This is a genomic window from Streptococcus sp. k-402, from assembly GCF_013277515.1.
Classification (GTDB): domain Bacteria; phylum Bacillota; class Bacilli; order Lactobacillales; family Streptococcaceae; genus Streptococcus.
The window spans coordinates 86,503-103,246 of record NZ_VMNB01000009.1 but is presented as its reverse complement, the minus strand read 5'-3'; the positions used below and the strand labels follow the sequence as shown (position 1 = coordinate 103,246).

Sequence of the window (16,744 nt, the reverse complement as noted above, 5' to 3'; positions counted from 1 at the left end):
TACCTAGTTTGCTCTTTGATTTTCATTGAGTATAAAATACTACGCAAAAACTCTCTGTCACGGACAAAGAGTCTTTTTATTTTTCTAGGAGTAAATCTTTCAAAGAAATCAGAGTTACAGCAAACAATATCATTGACATACCAAGAAAATCAATGGGATAAAATTGTTCATTCATGATTAAGAAGGCAAAGAAAACAGCCGAAATTGGCTCAATTGAAGCCAACAAGCTTGACTTGACCGGCCCAATCAGACTGGCTCCTTTTAAGAAGGCTGTATAAGCAAAGACAGTCCCGATAAGGATAATACCTGCAAAAGCAAGGAGAAAATCAAGACTAGTCGGTATATTGGCCTGTAGAACCCCTGTAAAAGGAAGGGCGACCAAACCTGCTATGACCATTCCCACACCAATGACCAAGCTACTCCCCCACTTCTTAATCAAGGCTATGGGCAAAATGATATAAAGTGCATAAGTTAGTGCAGAAAATAGCCCCCAGAACAGACCTGCAGGTGTCATAGATAACTGGTCCAGCTGCCCATGAGTGGCGATCAGGAAGGTACCTCCGATGGCTAATATGATAGAAACAACCTCTCCCAGTGTCGGCGCCACCTTATCCTTGATACAGCTATAAATTAAAATTCCGACAGGGCAAACATACTGAAGCACCGTCGCGGTTCCTGCATTGGTTTCCTGAATAGCAGTTAGATAGGCAAATTGGTTGAGAAAAAGACCAATTAGAGCAAAAATAAGAAGAGACAGCAAACTCTTCTTATCCGTTAAAAAGGCCAGCATTCTATCCTTTGCAGTAGCATAAGCCAAGAGCATAAGAATCCCACCAGCGATTAAAAGTCGTAAGTTAGTCAAGACCAGTGCCGAAATTCCGTGTGCCATCAGGTATTGGCCACTCGTTCCTGACAAGCCCCAAGCAATCCCAGCCACAACTGTTAATAGAGTCCCTTTTAAACTATTTGACATGTCTCTCCTTACTCTTCTTTACGAATCAAGTCCATTACTTGATTGCGGTCTACAATCCATTGAGCTCTCTCATCCTTTTCATAGGTACGATTCGATAGAAAAATAGCCGCTTCTTGTTTCTGACGATTCCACATGATAAAGGTACCCGTATAGCCCGTATGGTCTAGCCAATCTCCTTCCAAATTCCATGCCAAAGAACGTTCCTTATCATCCAAAAGAGAAAAATTTTGACTCAAATCTCTTGCAAAATCATCTGCTAAATAGTGTTCTAAAAAGATTTGTAAATCCTTTACAGTCGAAAACAAACCAGCACTACCTGCATGTCTGCCCAGGAGGCGAGCCTTGGGATCATGTACCAGACCTGCCTCTACACCTCTGACTGTTGGAACAGCAAGCTCAACCGGCCCAAACTGGGTTTCCTTCATTTCCCAAGGATTCCAAACTTGTTCCTGTAAAATCTCATCCAAATCCTTATCAAAGATTCTTTCCAAGATAAAACCCAACAGCAAAAAATGGACATCCGAATAAAGAAAGGCTGGCTGATTTCGTCTATTGAGATGAAACATCGCTTCCTTTAATTCAGAAGCTGTTAAAAGATCACGATTGAGAATAAACGGATCAAGATCCGTAGCATGGGTTAAGAGCTGGCGAATAGTGATGTCTGGATAATCACTCTCAGGTAAAAAATCTATTACCGGTCTGTCAATATCTAATTGACCTTTTTTCCACAAGAAGGTAAAAACAGTACCAACCCCAACAACCTTGCTGACACTAGCTAGGTCATAAACAAGTCCTGCCTCTGTCTGCAAGCCATGCTCTGGGTCCCTCTGGCCTAAATAGACCTCCGTCCATTGATTGTCCTTAAAATATGCAAAAGAGGCTCCGGGATAAATCCCTGCCTCGATTTGTTCTTCTATTTTTTTAATAATCTTGGTCCGCTTCATACTTCTTCAAACCACAATTCAACATTATTTCTATCTTTACCAAGGAAGAATTTTTCAGACTTAGGAATAAAATATTCGGTAGACTCAAACTTCTGGCGAAGACTTGCTATATCTAGTTCATTGACCAATAACTTGAGCATAGATAAGTCCCAAGTAATCGCATTGTCCACAGTCAAATCCTGCCCCTGAGCTGGGATAAAATCAAGGGATTCCCCAATTTCAGATGCTTCCAAGAAACTTTCGATATCAATTGGAAGATGTATTTCCATAGAAATCTCAAATTTACTTAAAGAAATTGATTCCAAATCTGTTTGAAATTCAGGTTTTTCTTCTACTTCTACTAGACTTGCTCTATCATCTTCCGCATGAATCAAAATCAAATCATCTTCTGGTGAAAAAATTTCAAAAGCGTAACCATTTTGCCCCTTATATAATCGATGAATCGAATCTGTTTTAGCTAATAAGGCCTCGATTTCTAAGGGATTTTCCACCTTGACAATCAATCTAGCTAGTTTTTTTCTTCCCTCTACCTTACGAGTGCGCATACTTGGAGCTTCTTCTAAAACCAGCTTTTCTAAACCTGTTTGATCACCTAGTGACAGAAAGGCTGACTCTTCTAATAAAGCCTTCATGCCAAGGGTTCCTATATAAAATGTTTCATTTAATTTTCTATTATTAACTTTTAAAGTAGGAATAATCCGTACAATCTGATTTACATTCATAAATTCCTCCGTCACTTTTTATTTTATAGGATTTTAGAATTTTTTACAAGATATTATGCTCAAATTTACCAATTTTTCGTAAAAATTCCATCTAAAAAAACCGAGGAAATCCTCGGTTTCAATTTCTTATAGGTAAAGGAATTTGAAGATAGCTACTGCCGCAATTGCTGCTGCGATCGGTGCTACTACTGGTACCCAAGAATACCACCATTTTGAATCGCCTTTGTGCTCACCAAGAACTGATTTTGGAAGGAAAGCATGAAGGAGACGTGATCCCAAGTCACGGGCTGGGTTCAAGGCAGGTCCTGTAGGTCCACCAAGTGATGTTACCAAGGCCATAACAAGGAATCCAAGTGCCAAGTGAGCTACTGAAAGTCCTGAAGCAGTATGTGGTGCTACTTGGGCTTTGATTGCTAAATCAGAAAAGTCAACATTTTGACCTGCTTGACTAGCCATTTGTTTCATGTATTGAAGCACTTCAGAACCAAAGAAGTTTTTAGTCATTCCAAGGGCTGCAAAGAAAAGAACAAATGATCCAACAAACTCATTTACAAAACCATTAACAGTTGCTGCAAAATGTGATTCTTTTGTACCATTATCCAAACTTGAAATTGTTGAGAAAGTACCCAAAATGTTGTTTGGATTTTCAGTTTTCAAGTAGTATGGGCGGTGTGTTGCCACAACCAAGGCTTGACCAAAGATAGCACCCAAAACTTGTGCAATGATATAAGGCGCAACTTGTGCCCAGGGGAAAAGACCGCTGATTGCAAGTCCAAGAGTGAAGGCTGGGTTGATGTGGTTTCCAGATACGTTACCAAACATTAATGCTGGGATCATAACCCCCATACCATAACCAACAGCGATAACGATCCAGCCACTTTGGTGACCTTTCGTACCTTTAAGTTCAACGTTGGCAACTGCACCATTTCCAAGAATGATCAAAATAGCAGTTCCCAAAAATTCAGTGGCATATTTAATTGCCCATGTGAAATCCATTTGATAGATTCTCCTTAAAATTTTTTAGACAATCCTTATTCTATCAATTTTTATATCTTTTAGCAACTACTTTTCCGAAAGATTATATAAGAAAGCGGTTTTATTTCTTATAAAAAACAAAAGGATTAAGGGAGTGAATTTCCTTAATCCGATAGTCTCTTAAGCCTGACGCTGACCAAAGTCCTTAATCATCTGCTCCATTTCTTGTCGACTAGGAGTTGTCAGCATATAAAGGTAATCTCCTTGAAGTTCTGCGAAGGCCGCTGGCATGATTTTTTTAACCTTGAACTGCTGGCTGTATTTGGCAAGCAAGTCCTCCTCAGAATAGACATAATGAGCATTTGCACGACGGGATGTAGCTAAACAATATTGAGCTTCAAAGTCTGACGCTGGGAACTCTTCTCCTGCTACAATAGCAGCATATCCACGATAAAGATCCAAGGAGTGAGCAAAGTTATAAACATCAATAGTGAAACCACCTGCAGGGCGGTTATTGTACTCAATGGCGATGTAATCATCCCCTTCACGGAAAAACTCAATATGAAAGAACCGTTCTTTCATACCAAATTCCTTGACAATTGCCTCACCATATTTACGTAATTTAGGATCCATATCCTTGAGAACGTAATAAGAATTGTCCATCTTGTAAATCATGAGATCAAGCGGTGTATAGGCGTAGTCAAAAGTTGTTGAAAAAACAATCTTTCCATCCTTGTCCACTAGACCATCAAAGGTGCAGATTTCGCTAGAGGTGACAAATTTCTCAAAGAAATAAACAGTTGAATGATCCCATTCAGCCTTGAAGTGATTGATATCGTCCTCTGTCTCAAGCTTAAAGGTGGCGGCCGCTCCCACTCCATTGTCAGGTTTGGCAATCATTGGAAGGCCAATTTCATTCACAGCTTGATCAACATCTGCTTCCGTCTTGATAACAGCTCCAGGTACCACAGGGACACCTGCTTTTTTGAACAGTTTCTTCATTTCAGACTTAAATTTCGTCTTTTTGAGATCCTCTGGTTTGGCACCAAAGACATTGAATTGTTCTCTGAGTGTTGCATCCAGCTCAAGCCAGTATTCATTGTGGGATTCAATACGGTCAATTGGGCCATGTTTATAAAATAGAAAAGCAACTGCACGTTTGACTTCATCTATATTTTCAAGATTGTCAACACGGAAATACTCGGTCAGGCTATTGCGTAAAGGTTCATCCAATTGCTCGTAAGGTTCTTGGCCAATTCCCAAGACTGTGATGCCTTTATTAGCTAGTTCAATGGTAAACTGTTGAAAGTTTTGTGGATAGTAGGGAGAAATAACAAGGTAATTCATAGGTAACTCCTTTTATAAATAGAGATTTCCAAGGAAATAAGGCATTTGTTTGCGCCACCATTCCCAGTCGTGGGCGACATCGTGTCCCCATTCAGCAAACCAGGCTGGAATTTGTTTCTGGTCAAAGGCTTCTTTGAGCTTGTAGAAAGATAGCAAGCCATCTTGTTCCCAGGCACCGAGACCCGTACAAAGCACAATCTCTGCCTGACGATAACGGTCAATAAACCAGCCGTCGTTCTGGTTCCAGATATAATCTACTGGCGAGTTTTGGTAAATAGCATCGTCATTGTAGTAATCGCCGACAAAGAAACGTGCATCGTAAACACCACTAAGAGCTATCACCTTGGTAAAGACATCTGGATGCTGAAGGAAGAAATTGAGTGCATGATAGGCTCCCATAGAGCAACCTGTCGTCATCATTCCATCAAACCAACCTGTCTTGTGCTTGATAAAAGGAATGGCCTCCTCAATCACATAGCGCTCATAGGCACGATGCATCTCCGCTTGGTCGTGACCGTTTTTCCAAGTGGCCAACCAGCTCTCACTGTCTACACTGGATAGGGTAAAGAACTGAACACGGCCTTCCTCGATAAAGGAAGCACAAGCATCAATCATGCCAAAATCATAGTATTCATTGTGACTACCACCTGATGAAGCAAAGACCACAACTGGAATCCCAGCATGACCATAACGGTTAAGGTACATTTCACGGTTAAGATTGCCACTCCAGTGGCTAAGATGTTCAATATGCATTTCGTTTTTTCCTTTCTTAACTTACCATTTTTCTGCAAAAAATCTCAGACAGTCTGGTAAATTCTCCGACCAAGGGATTTCACTATGGATGGCACCAGACTGAACTTTCAAAACAAGATTGCCCAAGTGTACTCCCCCTGCTATCAAATCATGGTAATAACGAAGCGATGAGTCGATATAGGCTTGTTTGATATTGCCAGCCATCAAGGTCTTGTCTGTATCATCCGCTTCTTCCGTTCCTACATAGATGAAGATACGCTGGTCAGGCGACAGTTTCTGGCGCTCGATATAGCGGTTAAAGGCTTCTTGGTGGAGCCAGTTAGCAGATGAAAAGACTCCTAGACAACCAATTTGGTCTTGGTATTCCAAACCGATAAACTGGGTAATATTGCCGCCTAGTGAGGAACCAATCATAGCCGTATGTTGGCGATCAGCTTTGGTACGGTAGGTCTCATCGATAAAAGGTTTGACTACCTCCATGACAAACTCGGCATACTCCACACCCTTACCGCCAAACTGCTGCCCTGGGATAGGAGATTCTTGGAACTTCCAAGCCGCATACTCATTCATCCGCCCCATACCATCATTGTCAATAGCAACGACAATCATGCGACTGATATCCGGATTTCGTTTGATGGCTGGGATAATCTTCCATGAGTGTCCAATGAAAGACTCTTTGCTATAAAAAACATTTTGCCCGTCATGAAAGTATACAACAGGATAGGAGCGGTCCGTGTCTTTCTCATAATCTTTAGGTAGAAGAACACGCACACGGCGCTCCTTACCTGTATAAGGAACCTTGAGTTTGTGTTCTTTCATTTTTAGATAAAAGTAGGATTGATTCATTGTCAGAAAACTCTCTATATTCAAAATTTTATCTCATTATATCATAAAAATAGAAAAAAAGTTAGTTTTTTACCTATTTTTTAGATAAAAAACTAACTTTCTTTCCTGATTTTCGCTATTCTTTTGTGTTTTCTGATTAGAGCAGATTGTCAATCAAGTCATCGACTTCATCTTTTTCAGCTTGAGGTGTGATTTCACTAATCATAATTCCAGACACTGCTCGCTCTACTAATCCTTCAACATCCATACGCGCTTCGTACTGCTCCGCATTCTTAATCTTAGGATTTGTTTTCGGACGATCTGGCGCAAAAATAGTACAGCAGTCTTCAAAAGGCTGGATAGAAATGTCAAAGGTGTCAATTTCCTGAGCAATGTCAATGATTTCCAACTTATCCATTGTCACAACTGGACGGATGATGGGAGTGTTTGTAACAGCATTGATAGCCTGCATACTTTCAAGGGTTTGGCTGGCTACTTGACCTAGACTTTCCCCATTGATGATAACTAAACCATTTCGTACCGCACGAATACGGTCAGTAATCCGCATCATAAAACGACGCGTCAAGGTCATGAGATAGGCTTCTGGCGCTTTGGCTTTGATTTCCTCTTGAATCTCTGTAAAAGGCACTTCGATAAACTGGATATTTCCACCAAACTTGGTTAATTTACGGGTCAAATCTTGGGCTTTTTTAAGAGCACCAGGACTGGTGTAAGGTGGGCTAGCAAAGTGAACTGCCTCAATATCTACCCCACGCTTAAGAGCTAGATAACCTGCTACAGGTGAGTCAATCCCTCCTGACAACATGAGCATGCCCTTACCAGAAGTTCCCACTGGTAAACCACCTGCCCCTCGAATGGTTTCATAAGAAAGGTAGGCTGCCTCTTCTCGAATCTCCACTTGGAGATTGATGTCAGGACTTTTCATTTGAGCTTGTACGTTTGGAATGGCTTCGAATACAGCCCCTCCAAGGGTTTGGTTGAGTTCACGACTATCCAACTCAAAGTTGTGGTCGCTACGCTTGCTAGAGATCTTAAAGGTCATGCCTTCCTTGTAGATGTCCTGCATAATCTCTTGAACAGAAGACTTCAGAACTTCTACAGATTTTTCAACCTTATATACTGGAGAAAAATTCTGAATTCCAAAGACTTGCTTAAGCGATTCTGCAACTGCTGTGTAATCTGCTCCATTGAGGTAAGCGTGGGCGCGGTCACGATCTGCCGTTACCTTAACTTGGGGATAGATAGACAAAACGTCTGAAATATTATTGCGAAGTTTATTGATGAAACGCATACGGTTTTTGCCCTTGGTTGACAGCTCACCGTAGCGAATCATAATTTCTGAATATTGCATGAATGCTCCTATCTTACTTTTCTAGTTTGATTGTAAATCAATTTTAACTTGGTCAAAAACTGCTCGACCTGACTCATATCATTTTCAAAGTCTAGGCTAAGACGCACAGCTGACTGGGCCTTATCTTTATCCACTCCCATTGCAATCAAGGTGCCTGCAGGTTTCCCAGCCTTGGACGAACAAGCTGAGGTCGTTGAGATGAAAATATCATAGTCTTCAAAAGCGTGAACAATGACCTCACCACGAACACCCTTGATTCCAAAAGTCAGGATATGAGGGGCAAAGTCTTCCTCATCTGAAAAGACAAAAATATCTGGATAGTCCAGAAGGGCTTGGCGAATCACTGCCTTCATCTGGCCAGTCTTGCTAGTAAAGATATCTAGCTTTTCCATAGACAAACGGAGAGCCTTGGCTGTCGCTGCAATTCCTGCCACATTTTCAGTTGTCGAACGGTAGTCGCGCTCCTGACCACCACCTGTAAGAAGAGGTGTAATCTTCTTGCCAGATTTGATATAGACAAAGCCAACACCACGGACACCATGAAATTTATGACTCGAGAAGGTCGCGAAATCCACTCGTTCTGTCAGATACTTTTCAGTCGGAATTTTAGCAAGTGCCTGAACCGCATCAACGTGGAAGGAAATAGTTGGTTTGTCTGCCAATAGTTTTGAAATAGCCTCAATGGGCTGAACAGAGCCGATTTCATTGTTTACAGCCATGATGGAAACGAGGGTCGTATCAGGTCTTATCAAATCTGCTAGAGCTTCAACATCCACAAATCCTTTGTTATCAACTGGAGCAAAATCCACTTCAAATCCTTGACTTTTCAACCAGAGGGCTGACTCTTTGACTGCCGGATGTTCAATGGCTGATACAATGATGTGCTTACCAAACTGAGCCTTTTCAAAGGCCACACCCTTGATGACCCAGTTATCTCCTTCTGTCCCACCAGAAGTAAAGAAGATTTCATCGCTTTTCTTACCGATTAAATCTGCAATCTGTTGGCAGGAAGCAGATAAAATTCGTGTTGCCTGGTCTCCCAAACGATGGAGACTAGATGGATTTCCTAAAATTTTTGAAGCCACCTGCATATAGGTTTCAAGGGCTTCAGGATAAGGCTTGGTCGTCGCCGAATTATCAAAGTAAATCATGTTTTCTCACGCTTTCTAAAATCACTCCCTCTATTGTATCATGAAACGGAGCTTGCGACAAGAAAGGGCAATTCCTCTTTTTTTAAGATTTTTTTAAAGAAATGAGGTATAATAAATTTTAATTAAAGGAGAGAATATATGTCTAATTATCGTAGAACTTCAAAACCAAAAACAGAACACATCAAAAAAGGCTTCACGGTCTTTCAAAAAACTGTTGCCACTATCGGTAGTATCCTCGGCTTAATTACCGCAAGTATCACTATCATGAATGCCTTGGATAATAATAAAAATACTAAAAAAGAACCTACGACAAGCCAGACGACAACCATTGTCAAAGAAATTCAAAAGGAATCCCCTCAGGAAAACACTAGTCCTAATAAGGAAAATAACACTTCTCAAGAAAAAACACAACAAGAAGAAACACCAAAATCTAGCGTCAAGGAAGAGAAAAAGGAAGAGCAGAAAGCATCAACTCAGGATTCTTCTACTCCTACTCCAAGTAAACCTGCCACTGATAATGAAAAACAGTCCAATAATACACCAACTTCGGAAAATAAAAGCAATCAATAGCCAGTAAAATGAGGCTGGGCAAAAGCTAGCTTCCAAATAAAATCACTAAGAAAACGAGCATCTCCAATTGTGATACAATGCTCGTTTTTTGCTATTTTAGAGGTGCTTTTTTACTCAACCTCTTTTTGCTTACTAAAAATTAAAGAATTCCATAGCCTGTTTGAAAAGCAATTCAGTATATTCTGGGTCTTCTTGAGCAATAGTAACCTGGTCTTGAATCATTTCCAAGTCATCTGTTATCATGCCATCAGCTCCCAAATGAACTGATTTATCAAAGGACTCTGAACTATTGATAGTCCAAACGTACAATTTCTGATCCGTATTCCAAAGCTTGTTAACAAAATTTTCATCCAAGGTTGAATACTCCATGGTGTAACCTGTGGCTTTTGTTCTTGGAAAAATACTATTATAAGGTAGGATGAAATAGACTGGAATTTGAGTATCGTAGGCTAAAACCTGGTCAATCACATGGTAATCTAAGGATTGCATTTGGTGACCATTCTGCTTAAGAACAGTTCCATATTTTTCCATAAATCGTTTCATCATATCTGGGCTATCTTTTCGACTAGTTTTAATCTCGATAAGAAGCTTTTGATGCAATTCATTGGCTTTGTTGAGGTAGTCATCCAAACTAGATACCTTGGTATGATAGCCATTTTCAGAAATATCAAGTTTAGTTAATTCTTTCAAAGTTAGATCCTGTGGATTGGCATTAACTCCTGTCAGATTCTTGATATTGGCATCATGCATCATGACAAACTGGCCATCTTTTGTTTCCTGAACATCTGTCTCAATGAAATCTGGAGATAGCTGAGCTGTCCTCTCTAGTGATTGGACGGTATTCTGCACACCATTCTTATTGGATACTCCCCTATGAGAGATAATTAAAGGTTTATTAGCAACTGGAGCTTCTAAATAAACATAACCTTCAAGAGCGAAAAAGATACAAGCACAGCCCATCACTCCCCATCTCATCCAGTGGTCTTTCTTTCTCATTGGAGTCATTTCAAGTTTTTCTCCTGTTAAAAAGGAAACAAACTTAATAAGGAAATAGGTCAAGGCCATATAGTGGAAATTCTTAATTAAAACAAAGTTGATAATTCCCAGTACAAGAGATTCCTTATGGGTCAAACCATCCATCAGTACCTGACTTGCTAATATTGGAATCAATAGAAAACTGAAAAATAGATATGTTTTAACGACAATCCACAGCAAGTTCCAAACATAAAACCAGGAGTGCTTCCTTGTCTTCTCTAGACTGTATCTGACTGCTTCTTTGACTGTTTTCTTCTCAAAAAAAAGCTGAGGTAAGGCAAACATGAAACGTACTGAAATGTAATATAGCAGTAAAGCCAGAATAGTAACCACTATACCTACTAGCCAATACTTGTCTTCCACATAATCAACGATAAAGTCTGGAATGACAATTTTATTGAGGTAATAAATCTTTAAAATCTTTCGAATCAATGGAAAGAGCATCATGACATAAAAGAAGATAAAGGCCATTTTGGAAATTGTCACTTGCTTCATAAACAAGAAACTTTGGAGAAAGACCTTGCTACTGTACTCCAGCAGGGTTCTCTTTTCATAATAGAGAAGATGGCGAGCGCCAATAAAGAAAAGTCCTATCTGATAATAGGCGACCAGTAAATTAACAATCACCAGAATAAATAAAGCAAGACTAGTAAAGGGAGAACCCTTTAGAATGGCAAAAATATTGTTGTAGGAAAGAAAGAGATATCCTGTCTGACGGAGCAAAAATCCAGCAATCCAAGAATTTGATGGTAACCAGACAAACTCAATCATCATAAAAATCAAGAAAAAGAGAAAGAGGATTTTATCAAGATTGAGGTAAATCTGTTTAAAACCCAATTTTTTAGGTTTTTCAGGTTTCATAGGCACTCCTAGTCAAATAATTGAGACAAGTCCAAGCCACCAAAAGGATTCATGGAAAAACTACTCTGGTCTTCTATCAATAGCTTTCCTTCATCCGATTCCAAAAAAGCTTCGTAAACACGCGCTGTCATACGAGCATCCTCTAAGCTATTATGAGATTGACCTTGAAATCCAAGAAACGAGGCAACGGTTTGCAATTTGAGATTGGCAATACCATGTAAATCCGAACTCCGACGTTCAAAAGCTTCATCATACAAATCCACCTTGTACTGCTGGCTATAATCTAAACCATGCTCTGCTAGAATAGGCAAATCACTTTTAGCAGCATTGTAGCCTACCATGGGTAAAGAACCTACAAACTCTTGGAATTCTTTTATAACTTTCTCCACTGGAGGAGCATCTTTTAAGGTCTCAGCTGTAATCCCTGTCAAACCATTGATAAAGCTTTTTAGAGGCACACTGGTATGAACATAGGAATCATAGGCATCGATTTCCTGACCATCTCTAAAACGCACTGCTGATACTTGAATCAAGTATGTTTGTCCTTCGTGCTGATTAAATTCTAAGTCAAAAGCAATGTAATCTTCTAATCGTTCCATTTTCTACCTCTCCTATACTGTCTCTGTTCTAATCAACTATACTATTTAGAAACAAAAGAAGCCATCAGGTTAGCATTTAACCTAAACAGCTCCTTGATTATCCTCCAAATAAACGAGCAAAAAAGCCTTTCTTAGTGGATTGGACTTCTTCTTTTGCTTGGTCCAGCTCTAGCTTAAGATTTTCTTGATCCTTCATGGCTTGAAGGGTCAATTGTTGCTGCTGATCCAGTTGTTTGTCTTTCTCAGCAATCTGACGGTCTTTGATGCGCATTTGCTCGTCTTTTTCTGATAACTGACGATCCTTGGCTTTTAATTGTTCATAGAGACGAAGAATTTCTGCATTCTTCTCATCAACCAGAATCTCCATCAGTTCACGTTGCTTGACATCTTCACTGACAGGCTCATCTTCAAAAATCGTTTTTTTATAGATTTCTTCTAGCTTAATCAAGCCACTTCTAGTAACGACTGTTACCCCTTTGTCATTTTTATCTGTGTCTTCTTCTGGTAATTCTTTGACACGGTTATTGATTGCTTGGCGAGATAATCCTAAGACCTCTGCAATCTCACTGACGGTCATTTCAATACTCATAATATCCTCTGAAACGTTTTCTAGCTTTTCTTTACTTAAATCTTATCATAAGCTAGAAAAACTGTCAAATTTCCGCTTAATCTAAAGCCTTCAAAAAGGCTAACAAAACTTGGGCAGAGCGACGTCCAGCTTCGATAATAAACTCATCAAAAGAGATGTTTGCTTCATGGTTGGCATTGTCACTCATAGCTCGGATGACTAAGACTGGAAGATTAAGATCATGCGCTGCCTGAGCAATAGCTGCCCCCTCCATCTCAACTGCTAAAACTTCTGGGAAATGGGACTTAATCGCTTCTATCTTATCATTTCCTGCAACAAAACTATCTCCTGTAGCAATCAAACCAAGATGCCAGTTCTGGTCCAATTGAGATAAACTCTCTTGGATTTTGGCAACAAAGGTTTTATCTGATTTGAAATAAAGCGGTTGTTGCGCCATTTGCCCATAGGCATAACCAAAAGCTGTGACATCCACATCATGATAGGCTAATTTGTCAGCAATCACGACATCCCCAACAGCAATACCTTCTGCTACTGCCCCAGCTGATCCTGTATTAATTAGAGCATCCACTTGAAAATGATCAGCCAAAATCGCCACACTCATAGCAGACATGACCTTACCAATTCCACTTTCTACAAGAACGACTTCATGAGATGCAATGGTTCCTGTATGATAGGTATTCCCTAAAACAACTTGCTCTTGGGCATTGTCTAGATGCTGGACCAGATACGCCAGTTCTTCTGGCATAGCCGCAATAATTCCTATTTTCATTTCAATTCCTTTTCTATTACAACAGTTTCATTGCTAAGATAAGCAAAATCAAGAGAAAGATGACTGCGAATAAGATTTTATTCAGTTTAGAATTGAAGACATTTCTCTTGGTATTTTCTATGCGACGGCTTTTATGAATAGACGGTTCGACCTGAATCTTCAAGGTTTCCTGGCTAAATCCATGATCCTTAGGATTGGCATAACCAAAACGGGAAGAAGATGTTGGTAAAATCTTAGTCTCCTCATCATCTAGCAAAGGGGGACCTGAAATATTTTCTCCTCTATTAGCTCTTTCGATTATTTCATCTGTTAATAAAGGTTTACCCATATTGACCTCCTCTATTTTTTCTGCAATTCCCAGTATTGAACAGCCATAATTGTCTTGGCATCGCAGATATGACCTGATTGGATCAATTCCTTAGCTTCTTCTAGGCTCACTTCAAGGACTTCCAAGGTCTCGTCCTCGTCCTGCGAGCGCGGATTTTCCACCTTTGTCAAATCGCTAGCTAGGTATAGTTTTAACTTTTCATTACAAAAGCCAATGGCTGAATAAAAGTCATACAAGAGTTCTAATTTCCCTGTGTAGGCCGTTTCTTCCTCTAATTCACGCAGAGCTGCTGCAACAGGGTCTGTATTTTCTCCTACTTCCAATTTTCCGGCTGGAATTTCGTAAGAGACAGCCTCGATAGCCTTACGGTACTGCTTGACCAAGATGAGTTTTTGTTCATCCGTTACCGCTAAAACACAGACAGCTCCATTGTGGAAAATCAAATCCCGTTGGGCAGTTCCCTTACCTTCTGGTAATTCAACCTGATCTTGGACCAGTTTAAAAATTGGTCCTTGATAGATTTCTTTTCGGCTAAGCGTTTTTTCTTCAAATTCCATGATAGGCTCCTACTGATTATTAGGATGATGAGGAAGACGTGTTGCATATTCGTCTTTGTTGACCTGACGTCCGCGACCAATAGCAATAGCATCCGCTGGCACGTCTTTAGTAATAGTTGAACCAGCACCAACTAGAGAATTGTCACCAAGTTCTACTGGAGCAATAATGGTTGAATTTGAACCAACAAAGACATTGTTACCGATGACTGTCTTGTATTTGTTTTTACCATCGTAGTTGACTGTAATGGTTCCTGCACCAAAATTAACATGGCTACCCACTTCACAGTTTCCGATATAAGTCAAATGACCAGCCTTGGTATTCTCACCGATTGAAGAACCTTTCACCTCAACAAAGTTACCAATATGGACTTGGGCACCCAGACTTGAACCTGGGCGAATGTGGGCATAAGGACCGACTGTCACTCCATCAGCAACACTACTTTCTTCAATCATAGAATTGGTAATAATCGCTCTTGCTCCGATAGTGCTATCCACTACATACGTTCCATTTGTCAAAACAGTCTCAGCGCCAATTTTCGTTTGACCTTTCAAGGTAACATTGGCTTCGATTTGAACTTCAGGCGCAATCTCAACATCAATATCAATATAAGTTGCTTCTGGGTTGACAAAGCTAACCCCATTGACCATATGTTGGTGATTGATGCGACGACGCATAACTGACTCAGCAGTCGCAAGTGCCACACGGTCGTTTACTCCAAGACTCTCATCAAAATCTTTCAAAGTATAAGCGCCAACTTTTTCACCAGCTTCACGGAAAATCCCAATGACATCTGTAATATAATATTCTCCTTGAGCATTGTTGGTGTTGATATTTTTCAAAGCCTCAAACAAACGCTCGTTGTCAAAGACATATGTTCCAGTATTGATTTCCTTGATTTGCTTTTCAAAATCTGTAGCATCCTTCTGCTCAACAATGCGAAGAACCTCAGCATTGTCATTACGTACAATTCGCCCATAGCCAAAAGGATTATCTGTTTCAGCAGTCAAGATAGTGGCCACATTTTTATGATTGATGTGGAAATCAATCAAGTTTTTCAAGCTTTCACCTGTGATTAAAGGAGTATCTCCTGCGATGACCAAGGTGTGCCCTGACAAACCTTCTAAGATAGGCTCTGTCATCATAACTGCATGGCCAGTCCCTAACTGTTCAGATTGAGTCACAAATTCTGTCTGTCCAGCCAAGACCTGCTCAACCAATTCTGCCTTGTGTCCCACAACTGTTACTGTCTTTTCAGGTTGGATAGCTCCCACGCTACGGAAAACATGTTCCAACATAGAAATACCCGCAACCTTGTGCAAAACTTTTGGCAAATCCGATTTCATGCGAGTCCCTTTACCCGCTGCTAAAATAATGGCATAATTTGACATAATCTTCTCTTTTCTCTAGAAATTCCCTTTTATTATACCATATTTCAAATCATTCCGCGCTCTTGAATGAAAAAATGCTCTAAAGTCTCTTCTTTAACCCATTTTTTTTGATTTTTTTTCATTTTTAGGGTAAAATTATGAGATATGAGAAAACAAATTCATCCGCTTATTTTATTTAGTTTTTTTGGGATTATGATGTTCATTTTAATCATCAATCGCCCACTTAATGACAACCAATCGTTTAAAACAAAATCCAACATAGCGCAGATTGAAGCACAGGCTTTGAAACACTTAGACAAACCGATTATTGACCTCTCTGGCTGGCAGCGTCCTGAGGAAATCAACTACGATGCCCTCGCACAAAATATTTCAGGCGCTATTGTTCGTGTTCACAGTGGTGCTCAAACAACAAAAGAAAATGATGCTTCCTTTATCAATGGAATAGACAAGGCCTATAAGAGTCATATCACTGAACTTCAAAAGCGGAATGTCCCAGTTGGGGTCTACGCTTATGTAGCTGGAAAAAGTGTCCAAGAAATGGAAAAAGCCGCTGAAGTTTTCTACAATGCTGCCTCTCCTTACAGCCCTAGTTACTATTGGCTAGACGTAGAAGACAAAACCATGTCCAATATGAACGAGGGTGTTGAAGCCTTTCGAGCAAAATTAGCATCACTTGGTGCTAAAAACATCGGCATCTACGTTGGTGTCTACTTCATGGAAGAACACAGTATTGATACAGGCAAGTTTACCTCTGTTTGGATTCCGTCCTACGGCTCAGACTCAGGATTTTTGGAGAGCAGTCCTAAAACTGATTTAGATTATGATATTCACCAATACACATCTAAAGGAAAAATTGCCGGCTTTGACCACAATTTGGATATCAACGTCATCTCTCCCTTAAAAAACAAAGAAGAAACCTTTAGAAAAATCTTTTTAAAACCTTAAAAGCATTTGTTTATCATTTGCTTTTTCTTTTTGTGTTTGA

The 16,744-nt window shown here is 40.0% G+C and carries 18 protein-coding genes; 2 read left to right on the top strand and 16 right to left on the bottom strand.

Annotated elements, in window-relative coordinates:
• Positions 1–76: 76 nt before the first annotated feature.
• The 9 genes from HT724_RS07185 to HT724_RS07145 form a co-directional block, all read right to left on the bottom strand.
• Positions 77–973: a DMT family transporter gene (locus HT724_RS07185; RefSeq protein WP_173275885.1), complete on the bottom strand. Its 897-nt coding sequence runs from the start codon at positions 971–973 to the stop codon at positions 77–79.
• An 8-nt stretch (positions 974–981) separates the two neighbouring features.
• Positions 982–1,917, bottom strand: a complete 936-nt coding sequence (locus HT724_RS07180; protein WP_173275882.1) for a serine hydrolase domain-containing protein — start codon at positions 1,915–1,917, stop codon at positions 982–984.
• Entirely contained in the window at positions 1,914–2,639 is a 726-nt protein-coding gene (locus HT724_RS07175) for a CppA N-terminal domain-containing protein (protein ID WP_173275879.1), read from the bottom strand. The genes HT724_RS07180 and HT724_RS07175 overlap by 4 nt, the downstream gene beginning before the upstream one ends.
• Positions 2,640–2,765: 126 nt before the next feature.
• Positions 2,766–3,635: an aquaglyceroporin Gla gene (gla, locus tag HT724_RS07170; protein ID WP_173275876.1), complete on the bottom strand. Its 870-nt coding sequence runs from the start codon at positions 3,633–3,635 to the stop codon at positions 2,766–2,768.
• A 159-nt stretch (positions 3,636–3,794) separates the two neighbouring features.
• On the bottom strand, positions 3,795–4,961 hold the full coding sequence (locus HT724_RS07165) for an ATP-grasp domain-containing protein (RefSeq protein WP_173275873.1): 1,167 nt from the start codon (positions 4,959–4,961) through the stop codon (positions 3,795–3,797).
• A gap of 12 nt (positions 4,962–4,973) precedes the next feature.
• Positions 4,974–5,714: an esterase family protein gene (locus HT724_RS07160; RefSeq protein ID WP_173275869.1), complete on the bottom strand. Its 741-nt coding sequence runs from the start codon at positions 5,712–5,714 to the stop codon at positions 4,974–4,976.
• A 21-nt stretch (positions 5,715–5,735) separates the two neighbouring features.
• The gene (locus HT724_RS07155) at positions 5,736–6,560 is read right to left on the bottom strand and encodes an alpha/beta hydrolase (RefSeq protein ID WP_173275866.1); all 825 of its coding nucleotides are present in this window, start codon (positions 6,558–6,560) and stop codon (positions 5,736–5,738) included.
• Positions 6,561–6,696: 136 nt separating this feature from the next.
• Complete coding sequence (gene thiI / locus HT724_RS07150; protein ID WP_173275863.1) at positions 6,697–7,911, bottom strand: tRNA uracil 4-sulfurtransferase ThiI; 1,215 nt, start codon at positions 7,909–7,911, stop codon at positions 6,697–6,699.
• Positions 7,912–7,919: 8 nt separating this feature from the next.
• The gene (locus HT724_RS07145; RefSeq protein ID WP_173275860.1) at positions 7,920–9,062 is read right to left on the bottom strand and encodes a cysteine desulfurase family protein; all 1,143 of its coding nucleotides are present in this window, start codon (positions 9,060–9,062) and stop codon (positions 7,920–7,922) included.
• A 138-nt stretch (positions 9,063–9,200) separates the two neighbouring features.
• On the opposite strand from HT724_RS07145, the gene HT724_RS07140 reads away from it, so the two are divergent.
• Positions 9,201–9,632 (top strand): DUF6556 family protein, encoded by a 432-nt coding sequence (locus tag HT724_RS07140; RefSeq protein ID WP_173275856.1) that lies wholly within the window; start codon positions 9,201–9,203, stop codon positions 9,630–9,632.
• A 132-nt stretch (positions 9,633–9,764) separates the two neighbouring features.
• On the opposite strand, the gene HT724_RS07135 is transcribed toward HT724_RS07140, so the two are convergent.
• The 7 genes from HT724_RS07135 to glmU form a co-directional block, all read right to left on the bottom strand.
• On the bottom strand, positions 9,765–11,528 hold the full coding sequence (locus HT724_RS07135; protein ID WP_173275854.1) for a glycerophosphodiester phosphodiesterase: 1,764 nt from the start codon (positions 11,526–11,528) through the stop codon (positions 9,765–9,767).
• Positions 11,529–11,536: 8 nt separating this feature from the next.
• Complete coding sequence (locus tag HT724_RS07130) at positions 11,537–12,127, bottom strand: 3'-5' exonuclease (RefSeq protein ID WP_173275850.1); 591 nt, start codon at positions 12,125–12,127, stop codon at positions 11,537–11,539.
• A 97-nt stretch (positions 12,128–12,224) separates the two neighbouring features.
• The gene (gene rocS, locus HT724_RS07125) at positions 12,225–12,716 is read right to left on the bottom strand and encodes a chromosome segregation protein RocS (RefSeq protein ID WP_000021242.1); all 492 of its coding nucleotides are present in this window, start codon (positions 12,714–12,716) and stop codon (positions 12,225–12,227) included.
• A gap of 76 nt (positions 12,717–12,792) precedes the next feature.
• Complete coding sequence (locus tag HT724_RS07120) at positions 12,793–13,485, bottom strand: 5'-methylthioadenosine/adenosylhomocysteine nucleosidase (protein WP_173275847.1); 693 nt, start codon at positions 13,483–13,485, stop codon at positions 12,793–12,795.
• Between the two features lie 16 nt (positions 13,486–13,501).
• Entirely contained in the window at positions 13,502–13,813 is a 312-nt protein-coding gene (gene macP / locus HT724_RS07115; protein ID WP_173275844.1) for a cell wall synthase accessory phosphoprotein MacP, read from the bottom strand.
• Between the two features lie 11 nt (positions 13,814–13,824).
• Complete coding sequence (locus HT724_RS07110; protein WP_033681927.1) at positions 13,825–14,370, bottom strand: NUDIX hydrolase; 546 nt, start codon at positions 14,368–14,370, stop codon at positions 13,825–13,827.
• Positions 14,371–14,379: 9 nt separating this feature from the next.
• Positions 14,380–15,759 (bottom strand): bifunctional UDP-N-acetylglucosamine diphosphorylase/glucosamine-1-phosphate N-acetyltransferase GlmU, encoded by a 1,380-nt coding sequence (gene glmU / locus HT724_RS07105; RefSeq protein ID WP_173275841.1) that lies wholly within the window; start codon positions 15,757–15,759, stop codon positions 14,380–14,382.
• 144 nt (positions 15,760–15,903) lie between these two features.
• On the opposite strand from glmU, the gene HT724_RS07100 reads away from it, so the two are divergent.
• Complete coding sequence (locus HT724_RS07100; protein WP_173275839.1) at positions 15,904–16,704, top strand: glycoside hydrolase family 25 protein; 801 nt, start codon at positions 15,904–15,906, stop codon at positions 16,702–16,704.
• The last annotated feature ends 40 nt before the right edge of the window (positions 16,705–16,744 follow it).

What these genes read in the sequence shown, in the direction of transcription:
- HT724_RS07185 (WP_173275885.1), bottom strand. Translation starts at nt 973, where the DNA reads ATGTCAAATAGTTTAAAAGGGACTCTATTAACAGTTGTGGCTGGGATT.
- HT724_RS07180 (WP_173275882.1), bottom strand. Translation starts at nt 1,917, where the DNA reads ATGAAGCGGACCAAGATTATTAAAAAAATAGAAGAACAAATCGAGGCA.
- HT724_RS07175 (WP_173275879.1), bottom strand. Translation starts at nt 2,639, where the DNA reads ATGAATGTAAATCAGATTGTACGGATTATTCCTACTTTAAAAGTTAAT.
- gla (WP_173275876.1), bottom strand. Translation starts at nt 3,635, where the DNA reads ATGGATTTCACATGGGCAATTAAATATGCCACTGAATTTTTGGGAACT.
- HT724_RS07165 (WP_173275873.1), bottom strand. Translation starts at nt 4,961, where the DNA reads ATGAATTACCTTGTTATTTCTCCCTACTATCCACAAAACTTTCAACAG.
- HT724_RS07160 (WP_173275869.1), bottom strand. Translation starts at nt 5,714, where the DNA reads ATGCATATTGAACATCTTAGCCACTGGAGTGGCAATCTTAACCGTGAA.
- HT724_RS07155 (WP_173275866.1), bottom strand. Translation starts at nt 6,560, where the DNA reads ATGAATCAATCCTACTTTTATCTAAAAATGAAAGAACACAAACTCAAG.
- thiI (WP_173275863.1), bottom strand. Translation starts at nt 7,911, where the DNA reads ATGCAATATTCAGAAATTATGATTCGCTACGGTGAGCTGTCAACCAAG.
- HT724_RS07145 (WP_173275860.1), bottom strand. Translation starts at nt 9,062, where the DNA reads ATGATTTACTTTGATAATTCGGCGACGACCAAGCCTTATCCTGAAGCC.
- HT724_RS07140 (WP_173275856.1), top strand. Translation starts at nt 9,201, where the DNA reads ATGTCTAATTATCGTAGAACTTCAAAACCAAAAACAGAACACATCAAA.
- HT724_RS07135 (WP_173275854.1), bottom strand. Translation starts at nt 11,528, where the DNA reads ATGAAACCTGAAAAACCTAAAAAATTGGGTTTTAAACAGATTTACCTC.
- HT724_RS07130 (WP_173275850.1), bottom strand. Translation starts at nt 12,127, where the DNA reads ATGGAACGATTAGAAGATTACATTGCTTTTGACTTAGAATTTAATCAG.
- rocS (WP_000021242.1), bottom strand. Translation starts at nt 12,716, where the DNA reads ATGAGTATTGAAATGACCGTCAGTGAGATTGCAGAGGTCTTAGGATTA.
- HT724_RS07120 (WP_173275847.1), bottom strand. Translation starts at nt 13,485, where the DNA reads ATGAAAATAGGAATTATTGCGGCTATGCCAGAAGAACTGGCGTATCTG.
- macP (WP_173275844.1), bottom strand. Translation starts at nt 13,813, where the DNA reads ATGGGTAAACCTTTATTAACAGATGAAATAATCGAAAGAGCTAATAGA.
- HT724_RS07110 (WP_033681927.1), bottom strand. Translation starts at nt 14,370, where the DNA reads ATGGAATTTGAAGAAAAAACGCTTAGCCGAAAAGAAATCTATCAAGGA.
- glmU (WP_173275841.1), bottom strand. Translation starts at nt 15,759, where the DNA reads ATGTCAAATTATGCCATTATTTTAGCAGCGGGTAAAGGGACTCGCATG.
- HT724_RS07100 (WP_173275839.1), top strand. Translation starts at nt 15,904, where the DNA reads ATGAGAAAACAAATTCATCCGCTTATTTTATTTAGTTTTTTTGGGATT.